Source organism: Paenibacillus sp. Pae15 (assembly GCF_024519685.1).
In the GTDB taxonomy this organism is placed as follows: Bacteria; Bacillota; Bacilli; order Paenibacillales; family NBRC-103111; genus Paenibacillus_G; species Paenibacillus_G naphthalenovorans.
The window spans coordinates 142977-155375 of the sequence record NZ_JALJRM010000007.1; the positions used below are offsets into that span (position 1 = coordinate 142977).

Below are 12399 nucleotides of genomic sequence, written 5' to 3' on the forward strand. Positions count from 1 at the left end.
CATTCATTCAAGAATGCATAAAATCGAGGTGCCGGGTTTTGGGGTATTTATTGCTGCTGCTGGCGACGCTGTCATGGAGCTTTGTCGGCATTTTGGTTAAATCAACGACCGGTTTTGTGGATAGTACAACCATTGCCTTTGCCCGGTTTGCGTTTGGCATTGTGTTTTTGGGAGGTCTGCTGCTCCTGAAGGACCGCGCCTTGAAGCTGAGATTTAACATGAAGTGGATATGGATCGGGGCGGCAGGGAAATGCTGCAATTATTTATTTGAAAATATCGCCTTATCGATCGGTTATTCTTACGGCAATATTCTGATCGGACCGATTCAGACGGTCATTTTGCTGGTGCTGTCGGCTTTCTGGTTTAAGGAACACGTATCGGTCAGAGGGTGGATCGCCGCGGCGCTTTGTATTGTCGGCGTCCTGTTGATCAGCTGGAACGGCCTCTCGTTATCCGAATTGCTCCAAGGCGGGATGGTGACCACGCTGTTGTATGGGCTTGCTGCTCTCGGTACGGCGTTTCACGTGCTGAGCCAAAAGGTGCTGATCAAGGAGATGGATGCAGGGAATATGAATTTCTCTGTCTTTCTGGTGTGCACGGTTCTGCTGGCGCTTCCGCTGCCCTGGACCTTTTCCTGGTCAGGCGAATTCAGCGTTTACGGCCTGCTGGCTCTGGTGCTGCTTGGGGTCATTACGGGGCTTGGCTTCTATTGGTTCTCACTCGCGCTCAAGCTGGTTTCTTTCCCCATTGCGGTCATCGTCAGCAACAGCTGGGTGCTCTTTTCGATTTTGTGGGCCTATTTGTTTTACCATGATCCGATTACGATCTATGTGATCGGCGGCGGAGGATTTTTTGTCGCCGGGCTGGTGCTGCTGAATTTGCCTCTTCGTTCGGCGGTGGAACGCCAGATATCCAGGAAAATGGCGGGGCCAAGCGGAGGGGCGGATGTAAGATGAAGGAGACTAATCAGCCTCGGGGGCCGCTTTTGACGGGATTTCCCCCGGTGGCCGATGAACGGTGCCGAATCCTGATACTCGGTTCCATGCCGGGGAAGGCGTCGCTTGACGTGGGGCAGTATTACGGGCATCCGCGCAATCATTTTTGGAGGCTTCTCTATGCGCTGCTGGACGGTGGCGCCCCGGAGCCTTCTTATGAGGCCCGGATTCGGTTCGCTTTATCGCGCCGGGTGGCGCTTTGGGACGTGTTGCGGTCATGCGAGCGCCAAGGCAGTCTTGATACGGCGATCCGTCGGCCGGAAGCTAACGATTTTGAACGTTTTTATCAGCGCTGCCCGTATATTCGATTTGTTTTCTTTAACGGGAGCGCTTCGGAGCAGTTGTATCGGCGTTATGTGAAGCCTGTGGAGAAGGATGCCGCGCTTCGATGCTACAGGCTGCTGCCGTCGTCGAGTCCGGCCCGGGCAATGACGTTCAGCGCCAAGCTGGAGGCGTGGCAGCCGCTTCGGGAGGCTTGGTTAAGTGGAGCGGAAGGATAAAAGCAGGACGAACACCCGGATCGGCTATCCCACCCGGGTGTTCGACGCTTATTCTTTTTCTTTTTGCGTGGCGCCGATCAAATTTTTCGTGGTTTTGACGTTCTCTACCGTATCGTTCACAAATTCCATGCTTTGATTTTCTGCTTCCGTAGATGCCGTTCCCTCATAGTTGCCTTGATGCTTTTTGTTCTCCGACATGCGAGCGTCCTCCTTTCGCTTACCTGCTGCTGATTTCATGATTTAACGTGCTCCTCAATCTGGGAAAATATACTTCGGACCCGGTATCCCTTCCTTCCCGCATGGGAAAAAGGCTTCACGGGATACTAATCCGGAGACTTCGGTAAGGAGGTAGAAGACAATGGCGTGCGATAACATCCGGGTGCCTTTCGGTTACGAGCCGCCTGATCCGCGGAATAAGGAACGAGGAAGTCTTTGGGTATACGATAGTTTCGAGGAATTTACGGAGCGGGATCTGGAGAAGGTTTGGGAGCTGGCCGACCGGCGAAACCTGGCCAAGACCGTATTTTACCCTCTTCATGAAGAGACGCTCCGCAGAATGGTCAAAGGCGCCTTCACGCCGCACTATCGCAGGGTGGATGCGCTCCAGGCCTTGCTTGATGCCGCCGGGACCGATCTGGATTATGTGATCGAGCGGTTTGAAAACAAACGTAAAAAATACACTCCGGTCGACACAGCCTTCCGTTTCCTCGAAGATAAATACGATGGGCCTTTCTTCGTATATGTTACTGGCGACACGGCGAATTTGCTGGCCTCTTATGATTCATTCGAAGCCTGGATCAGAAAGCTCCGCCTCTTGATATCTGGTAAGGGAGTCGGAGGAATCCACCCGCGTTTGCTCCAGTACGAGCATCGCTGGGAATGGGTGTAAACGGATGGCCTGAAAATTGGCGGAACATGCGAACCTTATGGTGACTCTTCAACAATGACATCGAGCGGTAATGGGTTTTATTGAGGCCATTTTGAAGCAGGAGGGGGAACCATGGGGGCAAGAAAAAAAATCGCATGGATGGTGATCGCGGGTTTGCTGATCATCAGCTTGATCAGCGGCGCGGCTTGGATCGGTGACCAGCCGGTTTCGGCGGAAATTTCGGAGCAGGTCAAGGGCCAATTCGTTTGTCTGGACGAAGGAAACCGTAGAATCACTGTGGCCTATGAGGACATGGAGAGAACGTATCCGCTTGCAGCGGATGTGTGGGTATACCGGAATTCGCAAAAGGCGACGTTGGCGGAACTGAAGCAGGGCGATACACTGGACATCATCTTTAACAGTAAAAATCAAGCGGCTTATATCAAAGCGGCGGATCAAAGCACGGATGCAGAAGCGGCTCCTGCCGTGCCTGCTGATGCCGGTCCGGCTCCGTCCGCACAAGCAGCACCTTCGGTGGAAGCAGCTTCGCCTGCGGAAACAAAACCTGACAGTAGCGGGGGGTCTGCGCCTTCATCGGATGTGAACTCCGGTGTCTCTGCCGTGCCGCCGGCTGCTCAGCCTTCTGCAGGCAGCACACACGTTCCAATGGAGCAGGATCTCTATGCCTGGCCGTGGAAAGAGCTGGAGCTTGAACTGAAAAGCAAGGAGCTGGAGCTCAAGCTGGAGCACGAGCCGAAGGGCAAAGAAGCAGAAGCGGAACTGCAGATCAAAATGAAGGATCGCTCGGTGATCCGCATGAAAGGCGCGGAGGCAGAGCACGTGTTGTTAATGTTGATGCAGGGGCTGCCCGAGGATAAAGCCGCTTGGGTGCAGGCGCTGAAGCAGCGTTTAGCAGCGGAGTTCAAACTGCGGGATGTCTCTTCCGCCAAATGGAAGCTGGATATTCAATGGAAAGACGATACCGGTGCCGTGATAATCCCTCCGGCCGAACATCCGAAATCGGAGCTCAAAGGCAAAGGAAAGGAGAAGGAGCACAACAAGGGAAAAGGGCATGACAAAGACCGCGGCAAGCACGATGACGACGATGATGACCACGACGACGATTAAAAGGTCAACATGCCTTCATCAGACACGTAGAAGGACCTGACGCTGTTCCGTCAGGTCCTTTTTTTGGTACGCCCAGCATGGGCGTCATCTTTAGGGTGAGAGTCCCGAACGGGGGCTGGCGAGCGCCTACCGTAGCTGAGGGCAAGACCCTCTATGTCACGCCCCCTCCTACTCGATTGAATGATTACTCCTCGGGCGTACGGTCAAGATACAACCGAATGACCGAGGTGGAATCCCCATGCTCGATTTCCTCGCGGGAAGCTTTCTCCTCCAAAGGATCGTGAGTGTTTAAGCCCGGCGCAATGGTCGGTTCGTTATGTCTGTGTTCCGGCGTTATACGGGATTTGCGGCTTTCAGGCATGAGAATCTCCCTCTTCCGACTTGGAATAAGCGATCAGGGTAATGGCTTGTCCGGTCAGCCCGGAAAGCTTGGACTCGGCCTCCTGAATGATGCTGACCGTCTCCGATTCTGATGTTTTCGGCAAACGGGCGACTTGATAAGATTTGGTTTCGATTTTCATCGTCAAGCTCCTTCTATCGGCATTCGGATAATGTGAACTTTTCTTATCCTCTCCGATGAGAGAGTCATTCATGCATTGGTAGATCGGACCCGGAAGCTGTGATATATTGGAAGTACTGCAAAAATCGAAGGAACGGAAGGGTGGGGAAATCCGATGAGCCTCCAATGGAACCGCATGGCCGTGATGACCAGCATAGTGCTCGCCGTGCTGATTTCATCGATAGATACGACCATTATGAATACGACGATGCCGTTAATCGCCGAAGAGCTTGGAAATGTAAAGCTGTATGCGTGGAGCTTCGCTTCCTATATGATTATCTGTACGATCGTAACGCCGCTCAGCGGACGGATCTCCGATATATTCGGGAGGAAAAAAGTACTGGCCGTTGGGATCTTAATCTTTTTGGTAGGCTCCATCCTGTGCGGAATGGCATCCTCCATGCTGGAGTTGGTTCTGTACCGCGGCGTCCAAGGGCTGGGGGCCGGAGCGATGATTGCCTTTCCGGCTATCATTGCGGGCGATTTGTTCTCAGTGGAAGCGCGGGGCAAAATCCAGGCGCTTTTTACAGGTATGTGGGGATTATCGGCTGTATTGGCGCCCCTCCTGGGCAGTTTGTTTATCGAGCGATTAACATGGCGCTGGATTTTCTATATCAACATCCCGATTTGTCTGGCCTCTTTATTGCTGCTGATTCCATATCGGGAAGTATACCAGGCCCGCAAAAGCACAATCAATTATACAGGATCGCTTTTGTTCGGGTTGGGGATCGGACTTCTCCTTCTCAACACGGTGGTTGCGGAAGGCTATCTGCTGTATACCGTCCTGGGCCTGCTGTTCATGGCGCTTTTCATATGGAATGAGCGAAGGCATCCGTCCCCGATCGTACCGATGGAGCTGATGCGAAACGGGACGGTAGCGTGGATGAATCTGAATGCCTTTTTGACCTGTGCAGCTTTATTCGGCGCTTCGAGCTACATTCCATATTATTTGCAGCACCAGGGATATTCGGTCTTTATGAGCGGGCTGGCGCTCATCGGCATGTCCGTTGGGTGGAGCCTCATGGGGGTGCCTGCAGGCAAATGGATACTGAAATTCGGCTACCGGCCGCTGCTCGTGATCGGGAATGCCCTTTTGGTTCTGTCGGGTCTGCTTTTGCTGTTTTTACCGGATCAGGGGGGCTTCTGGTTCGTTAATGGCGCCTTGCTGCTGCAGGGGATGGCCTTCGGCTTGCTGGTTACCGTTTCCGTCATCGGCTCCCAGCAGCTTGTCGATTCCCATCAGAAGGGAATTTCCACCTCGCTGCAGGTGTTTGCCCGTAATATCGGGACAGCGGCGGGAGTAACGATCATGGGGGCGCTCCTGACGAATGCTCCCGAATTTATGACCGGGATACACCGGCTGTTCCTTTATGGCTTCATTGTCGCGCTGGTCGCACTCGCTTCCACTCTTTTTCTGTTTATGAAGCACGAAAACGCAGGTATGCCTGCCAAAAAGCTCGGCGAACTCTAAGTTAATCGTCGCTCTTTCGATCTTTCCTTTCTTCCTTAGCTCTTCTTTCTTCGCGTTCGGGCTTGCGATCTTCTTCGTCACGGTACATATTTTGCCGCTTGGATGGCTTGGCTTGCAGTTGGGCTTGCTGTGCGGCAAGCACTTCATCCGGGACAGGGAACGGGGTGACCGGCACATCCTTTAACGCCCGGGTCATGATTTCACGAAAGAGCACCGCCGGCACCGCACCGCCCGAGGTCGTCAGGTAATGATTCTGATCGGTCTTGTCGTACCCGAGCCAGATCGCGGCGGTTAGCTCGGGTGTAAATCCTACGAACCAGGCATCTTTCGCCCCGTTGCCGCCAATCCTTGCAAATTCAGGGGTATCCGGCAGCTGGGTCGTGCCTGTCTTCCCCGCCGTGGGGCGTCCGTCAAGAAGCGCAGCCGCTTGGCCCGTTCCGACGGCTACGGCTTCCTGCAGAAGCTGCGTCATCGTATAAGCATGGACGGGAGCTGTGAGCATTGTCCTCTGCGGTACGGCTTCGACCAAGGGATGCCCGTCCTTGGTTGTGATCCGTGTGATGGCGTGAGCCCGTTCCATCACCCCTTGATTGGCGATGGCGCCGTAGGCCTGTGCCATCTGCAGGGGGGAGACGCCCGCGGACAGACCGCCGAGAGCCAGGCTCAAGTTGCGGTCTTTCTCCGGCAGGTCGATGCCGGCCCGGCGTACATAGTCCAGCCCCGCATCGATCCCGATTTCGTTCAGGAGCCAGACGGGAGGGATGTTCCACGAGCGCAGTACGGCCTCCCGCAATGTAACCTGCCCGCGCGTCTGTCCATCCCAGTTGCTGGGCCGGTAGCCTCCGATGTCGAGCCGGCCATCGTAAAGCAGCGAGTCGGGAGTGTACCCGCGTTCGAGCGCAGGGCCGTAAACAGCCAGCGGCTTGAACGTAGAGCCTGGCTGGCGCTTCAGCTTCGTAGCGCGGTTGAAGCCGCGGTATACCTGATCCCCGCGTGCCCCGACGATGGCCCGAATGCCGCCGGTACGATGATCGAGCACGACGACTCCGCTTTGAACAGGCCGATCCCCCGGACCTGCGGGAAACAGCGCATCGGTGCGATACACTTCTTCGGCAGCCTGCTGCACCTTCACATCCATTGTCGTATGAATGCGGAGTCCCAGCGTCAGTATTTGCTGCTCCGTGAAGCCGTACAGCCTCTCCGCTTCATCCATCACATAATCTACGAAGGAGGGATATCGTCCCTTGAGCGATTCTCCATTGTCGGGTTTGAGCGCAATCGGCTGATTGATGGTTTGCGCGTAAGTCGCTTCGTCAATGGTCCCCTGTTCCAGCATCAAGGAAAGAACCAGATTGCGGCGTTCCAAGGCTTTATCCGGATTTTTGACAGGCGAGTAGAGCGTCGGCGCCTTCGGCAGCCCGGCGAGCAGAGCCGATTCCGCCAGTGTCAGTTCTTTAACCGGCTTGCCGAAATATTGCCGGGCCGCTCCTTCCACGCCCCAGCGTCCTTCTCCATAATAGATGCTGTTTAAGTACAGCTCCAAGATTTCATCCTTGCTGTAGGCAAAATTGATTTTGATGGCGTAGCCCAATTCTTTCACTTTCCGGCTGAGCGTTTTATCCGAATCCAGGAACAGGTTTTTGGCCAGCTGCTGTGTAATCGTGCTGCCGCCTTCCTTCAGGGAGCCCGACTGCAGATCGCGGATCAGCGCCCTCCCGATCGACCAGAGATCGAATCCCGCGTGTTCATAGAAGCGGCGATCTTCCACGGCGATCACGGCGTTTTTCAGGTCTGCCGGAATCTCCTCAAGCGGCACAGGGATGATGCGCGAGGAGGAAAGCTGGGAAACCGGCTGTTCGCCGGCATCCATCACGAAGCTCGGCTCGGGAAGCGGATGCTCGAGCTTGCTGATGTCCAAGCCGCGAACCCACAATGCGAACAGACCGATGAAGGATGTACCGGCCCAAAACAGCAGCAGAGCACTCCACAGCAGCATCCGGCGCTTGACCCTCCACTTCCCGGATTTTGCGACTTTAGACGGTGCTTCTGTTTCCGGTCCAGCGATATCCGTCTTGTTCTGCTTTTGTTCCGGTTTCACGGCAGGTCCCTGGGAACTGCTAGCCCCCTGCGATTTTCCGGCTGTTTTGCCCCAAGCGGCACGTGCGGCCTGAAGCGCCTGCTTATGGTTCCTTTCAGGGGAACCGGACGGATTATGCCTCACACCGGATGGCTTTTGGAGGGAGGCCGACGGTTTGGATTCTTTAGGGTTCCGGCTCAACCAGCCATTTATCGGTGAACGTTTCATTCCATCTATACCCCTTTCTATCTCTGCTAACCTATTCGCAGCCACCCCCCTTTTTAAGCTGGTGGACGGGCTGAAAAACGGAAAACCGTGACACGGGTTTCGGAAATTTGATACGGGAAACCGGCATGATATAATAAAGCAATGAAAAATGCCAATGATATGCGGAAGTAGGGTTTTCATGCGAATTAACAAGTTTATAAGCGAAACGGGTTTTTGTTCCCGTCGTGAAGTGGATAAATTGATCGAAGCGAAGCGCGTGACCATTAACGGCAAGCTGGCGGAGCTGGGAACTCAAGTAAACGAGGGCGATGAAGTACGGATTGACGGGAAAAGAGTGGGTGCTAAAAAGAAGCATGTGTACATCGCACTAAACAAGCCGGTGGGCATTACCAGTACGACGGAGCGGCATATCCGAGGCAATATCGTGGATTTCGTGGGGCATCGGGAGCGGATTTTTCCGATCGGGCGGCTCGATAAGGATTCCGAAGGGCTTATTTTGCTGACCAATGACGGGGATATCGTCAATAAAATTTTGCGTTCGGAATACGAGCACGAAAAAGAATATATCGTTACGGTGGATAAGCCGATCACGCCGATGTTTGTTCAGGGCATGTCCGGCGGCGTTCGCATTCTCGGAACCGTGACTAAGCCGTGTCGGATCACACGTCTGGACGATCGTACGTTCCGCATTATTTTGACCCAAGGACTCAACCGGCAGATCAGGCGGATGTGCGCGGCTTTCGGATATGAGGTGCGAAAGCTGAAGAGGGTGCGTATCATGAATATCAAGCTTGGCGATTTGCCGTTAGGGCGGTGGCGCGATCTCAAGCCTGATGAGCTGGAAGCTTTGTTTCGTCAGATCGGGCATGAAGCTCATACGTGACGGATTCAGGCACCTGAATTTTGTAATCTGTCTTGGGAGGCAAGCGGCGACAAGACGCCGTTTACTTCCACGATGCGGCTCAACAAGCCGATTTCGAGTCCCGGAAGCGTTAGGTGCCGGGGCTCTTTTCAACAATAAAGATTTTTCCCCGGCCAGTGTCTTCTCACCTAAACCAGTTGTTGACGACCCCGACTAAATCCCCGTTTCCATAATTTACAATCTAAGATAAAATAAAATATAACATTGTCCAAGCCGGATGAATGGCCTGTTAACCTTGAGGTATCGGATGAAGCACCGCATTGCGGTATTCCGTAGGCGAAGCCTGATAATGCCGTTTAAACTGCTTGGAGAAATATAACGGATCCTGGAAGCCGACCGACGAGGCGATCTGTTCGACGGTAAGCTCCGGCCGTTCCCGAAGCAGGTGGCGCGCCTTATCCAGCCGCAGCCGCAGCAGAAACGTTACGGGGGTCAGCCCGGTATGCTTTTTGAACAACGTCGACAAATACGCGCGGTTGTAGCCCAGCGTTTCGGCCATCAGCTCGATGGTGATCGGCTCGGCATACTGGGCGGTCAAATATTGCAGCGCCTGTTGTACCGTCTGCTCTCCGCCCGTGGTTTGTCTGGGCATGCTCGTCTGCTGCGGACGAAGGGCTTCGGCGTACTCCGCGAACAGCAGATGAAGCAACCCGTTCGCCCGGAGATTGGCGCCGGCGCTGCGGGATTGAAAGGCAAGCTGAATCTGGCGATACAACGCGCCGATCTTTCGCCTGCGACCGGTATGGACGATGGGGGCAAGCGAGCTGAGGCCGATGTCCTGCAGCATCATGGACGCTTGGGGACCCTCAAAGGCAATCCAGCAATAATGCCAAGGCTCATCCCAATCCGCCGCGTAATGAATCAGCTGGCCCGGCTCGATCAGGAAGCTGTCCCCTGCGCCGAGCTGATAGGTTCGTCCCATACAAGCATATGTTCCTTTCCCGGACAAGATGTGATGAATAAGATAATAGTCGACGACCTTCGGACCCGGTTTGTGCCCGGGCCTGGTTTGGCTGTTGCCGGAGAACAGCACCGTCAGCGGGCTGCCTTCCGTCGGAGTCTCCGGGTTCGAAACGACGTAATAGCTATAGGTCCGTTTGGCTGATGAGGAAACGGGCATTAGAAGGGCTGCCTCCTTTGCTGTGGATTGAAATGTATTCCGCAGTATGCAAACGATCCATGTTTGCATGGCGCACGGCGGAGCGTTCCGATCCGCTTCGGTCAAGCCGTCAGCGGAAAGGGGGTACAACACGCTCCGGAACCTCTTATTTATGGTTACATTATACCATGTCATGGGCAGCGGACCCGCAATAATCTAACATTTATCCATATCAAGCTTACATCCTTCCATAGTGTCGGCGGAAGCGTCCGCGTTATACTTGAGGCATAGATTGATCAGAACAACAATGGATTTTTCCAATATACTATGGTAAACGAGGTGAAGCCCTCATGACAGAAATCCAAGCATTGAAGGAGCAGTTCGTAAAGCTTTACGGGGCTGGAGATTCCCGTCCGATTCGGGTGTTTTATGCCCCGGGGCGCGTGAATCTGATCGGTGAGCATACGGATTACAACGGGGGCTGCGTATTGCCTGCGGCACTTACCTTCGGGACGACGATGCTGATTCGCAAGCGGGCCGACGGGCAAGTGGGTTTGGCTTCGATGAATTTCCCTCTCCGCAAACATATTTCCATTCAAGGTTTGGTATACAACCAGGAAGACGGCTGGATCAATTATCCCAAAGGGATTATTCGTGGGCTGCAAGAGAAGGGCGTAGCTGTCGGAGGGTATGATATCCTTTACAGCGGTGCGATTCCGAACGGGTCCGGCTTGTCTTCCTCGGCTTCCATCGAAGTGGTGACGGCTTACGGTCTGCTGTCCATGGAAGAACAGCCCGCGGACAAGGTTGACATTGCTCTTTTGTCGCAGAAGGCCGAAAATACGTTTGTTGGCGTGCAGTGCGGGATCATGGATCAATTCGCAGTGGCCATGGGGAAGAAGGATCACGCGATTCTGCTGATGTGCGATACGCTGGAATATCGGCATGTGCCTTTTGAAACCGGCGTCTATAGGCTGGTGATCGGCAACACCAATAAGAAACGCGGGCTCGTCGATTCCAAATATAACGAAAGGCGCACCCAATGTGAGCTGGCGGTACGTGATTTGCAAGCGCTGCATCCGGGACTAACGCTGCTCGGACAGCTGTCGTTGGAACAATTTGAGGAGGCCAAGCATCTCATTGAGGATGAAACCGTGAAGAAACGGGCACAGCACGTAGTGGAAGAAATCGACCGTGTGCAGCAGTCCATTAAGGTGTTGGAACAAGGTGATTTGGAAGCGTTCGGGGGACTCATGACGGATTCCCATCGCTCCCTGCAAGACTTGTACGAGGTGACGGGCCCGGAGCTTGATACGATGGTGGAGTCGGCGCTTCAGGTTCCAGGCGTGCTCGGGTCGCGAATGACCGGTGCCGGCTTCGGAGGCTGTACCGTATCCCTTGTGCATCAGGACAGCGTAGAGCGGTTCATCGAAGAGGTCGGCCGCGAATATTTGAGAAAAACCGGCTTGCATCCGGACTTCTATGTATGTGACATTGGAGATGGAGTCAAGGAAATATAGAAGAGAGTCGCCCATGGGGAGACGGAAGGAGAGAAACATGGCTATTTTGGTTACTGGTGGAGCGGGCTACATCGGTTCGCATACGGTGGCGGAGCTGCTGGCAAAAGAAGAAGAGGTCGTGGTGGTCGATAATTTGCAGCAAGGGCATCGCGATGCGGTGCTCGGCGGAAAACTGTATGTGGGAGACATTCGTGATGCGGAGTTTTTGGATTCGGTATTTAGAGAAAATGACATTGATGCGGTGATTCACTTCGCAGCAAATTCGCTTGTCAGCGAAAGCATGCAGAAGCCTGGTAAATATTATCACAATAATGTTTACGGGACTTTATGCCTCCTGGAAAAAATGAACGAATATGGCGTGAAAAAAATCGTCTTTTCATCTACTGCAGCCACCTACGGAGAGCCGGAAAACATCCCGATTCTCGAAACCGATCGAACGCTTCCGACCAACACTTACGGGGAAACGAAGCTGGCGATGGAAAAAATGATGCATTGGTTCGATACGGCCCACGGGATCAAATATGTATCCCTGCGTTATTTTAATGCCGCAGGTGCGCATGAAGGGGGCCAAATCGGAGAGGACCACACGCCAGAGACGCATCTGATTCCGATTATTCTGCAGGTGGCGTTGGGTCAGCGGCCCCACATTTCCATCTTTGGTGATGACTATGCGACGCCCGACGGCACGTGCATCCGTGATTATATTCACGTCAGCGACCTGGCGGATGCGCATATCCTCGCGGTGGAGAAGCTGCGTCGGGGCGGGGAAAGCAGCGTATACAATCTCGGTAATGGCCGAGGCTTCTCTGTGAAGGAAGTTATCGATATCGCACGTGAAGTGACGGGGCACCCGATTCCTGCCGTCATGGAAGCGCGCCGCGCCGGAGATCCGGCCATTCTGGTCGCTTCCTCGGAACGTATGAAAGCCGAGCTGGGGTGGAAGCCGAAACGGGACATCCTTACGCAAATCATTGCCTCTGCGTGGAAATGGCATCGGACACATCCGAACGGCTACGGCAAATAAGACTGGAA

Annotated in this window: 13 protein-coding genes; 8 read left to right on the forward strand and 5 right to left on the reverse strand. The window is 54.1% G+C overall.

All coding sequences use genetic code 11. From position 1 onward, the window contains the following. Nucleotides 1-38: 38 nt before the first annotated feature. Both NR121_RS08340 and NR121_RS08345 read left to right on the forward strand, forming a co-directional pair. Nucleotides 39-956 (forward strand): DMT family transporter, encoded by a 918-nt coding sequence (locus NR121_RS08340; RefSeq protein WP_054817058.1) that lies wholly within the window; start codon nucleotides 39-41, stop codon nucleotides 954-956. Beyond that, on the forward strand, nucleotides 953-1495 hold the full coding sequence (locus tag NR121_RS08345) for a DNA-deoxyinosine glycosylase (protein WP_054817021.1): 543 nt from the start codon (nucleotides 953-955) through the stop codon (nucleotides 1493-1495). Before NR121_RS08340 ends, NR121_RS08345 begins: the two co-directional genes overlap by 4 nt. Before the next feature lie 48 nt (nucleotides 1496-1543). Here NR121_RS08345 and NR121_RS08350 read toward each other — a convergent pair whose 3' ends face one another. Then, the gene (locus NR121_RS08350; protein WP_174351194.1) at nucleotides 1544-1693 is read right to left on the reverse strand and encodes a hypothetical protein; all 150 of its coding nucleotides are present in this window, start codon (nucleotides 1691-1693) and stop codon (nucleotides 1544-1546) included. A 160-nt stretch (nucleotides 1694-1853) separates the two neighbouring features. Here NR121_RS08350 and NR121_RS08355 point away from each other — a divergent pair, with 160 nt between their 5' ends. Further along, on the forward strand, nucleotides 1854-2384 hold the full coding sequence (locus NR121_RS08355) for a hypothetical protein (protein ID WP_256831066.1): 531 nt from the start codon (nucleotides 1854-1856) through the stop codon (nucleotides 2382-2384). Between the two features lie 111 nt (nucleotides 2385-2495). Further along, a complete protein-coding gene (locus NR121_RS08360) occupies nucleotides 2496-3491 on the forward strand; it encodes a hypothetical protein (protein WP_054817022.1) in 996 nt (331 codons plus the stop codon). Nucleotides 3492-3675: 184 nt separating this feature from the next. Here NR121_RS08360 and NR121_RS08365 read toward each other — a convergent pair whose 3' ends face one another. Together NR121_RS08365 and NR121_RS08370 are read right to left on the reverse strand one after the other, a co-directional pair. Continuing rightward, nucleotides 3676-3852, reverse strand: coding sequence for a hypothetical protein (locus tag NR121_RS08365; RefSeq protein WP_171006006.1), 177 nt, complete (start codon nucleotides 3850-3852; stop codon nucleotides 3676-3678). Further along, complete coding sequence (locus NR121_RS08370; protein WP_235594192.1) at nucleotides 3845-4012, reverse strand: hypothetical protein; 168 nt, start codon at nucleotides 4010-4012, stop codon at nucleotides 3845-3847. Before NR121_RS08370 ends, NR121_RS08365 begins: the two co-directional genes overlap by 8 nt. Before the next feature lie 153 nt (nucleotides 4013-4165). Between NR121_RS08370 and NR121_RS08375 the strand changes: the two genes are divergently transcribed. Next, nucleotides 4166-5521 (forward strand): MFS transporter, encoded by a 1356-nt coding sequence (locus NR121_RS08375; RefSeq protein ID WP_074728901.1) that lies wholly within the window; start codon nucleotides 4166-4168, stop codon nucleotides 5519-5521. A 1-nt stretch (nucleotide 5522) separates the two neighbouring features. Here the strand turns inward: NR121_RS08375 and NR121_RS08380 are convergent, their stop codons facing one another. Then, nucleotides 5523-7826, reverse strand: coding sequence for a transglycosylase domain-containing protein (locus tag NR121_RS08380; protein ID WP_256831067.1), 2304 nt, complete (start codon nucleotides 7824-7826; stop codon nucleotides 5523-5525). A 178-nt stretch (nucleotides 7827-8004) separates the two neighbouring features. On the opposite strand from NR121_RS08380, the gene rluF reads away from it, so the two are divergent. After that, nucleotides 8005-8709 carry a 23S rRNA pseudouridine(2604) synthase RluF gene (gene rluF / locus NR121_RS08385; RefSeq protein ID WP_054817023.1) on the forward strand — a complete coding sequence of 235 codons (705 nt, stop codon included), beginning with the start codon at nucleotides 8005-8007 and terminating at the stop codon, nucleotides 8707-8709. Nucleotides 8710-8977: 268 nt separating this feature from the next. On the opposite strand, the gene NR121_RS08390 is transcribed toward rluF, so the two are convergent. Further along, nucleotides 8978-9868 carry an AraC family transcriptional regulator gene (locus NR121_RS08390; protein ID WP_054817024.1) on the reverse strand — a complete coding sequence of 297 codons (891 nt, stop codon included), beginning with the start codon at nucleotides 9866-9868 and terminating at the stop codon, nucleotides 8978-8980. A gap of 329 nt (nucleotides 9869-10197) precedes the next feature. Between NR121_RS08390 and NR121_RS08395 the strand changes: the two genes are divergently transcribed. Then, entirely contained in the window at nucleotides 10198-11367 is a 1170-nt protein-coding gene (locus tag NR121_RS08395) for a galactokinase (protein WP_256831068.1), read from the forward strand. A gap of 37 nt (nucleotides 11368-11404) precedes the next feature. Next, entirely contained in the window at nucleotides 11405-12391 is a 987-nt protein-coding gene (gene galE, locus NR121_RS08400) for a UDP-glucose 4-epimerase GalE (protein WP_062410285.1), read from the forward strand. Nucleotides 12392-12399 lie beyond the last annotated feature (8 nt).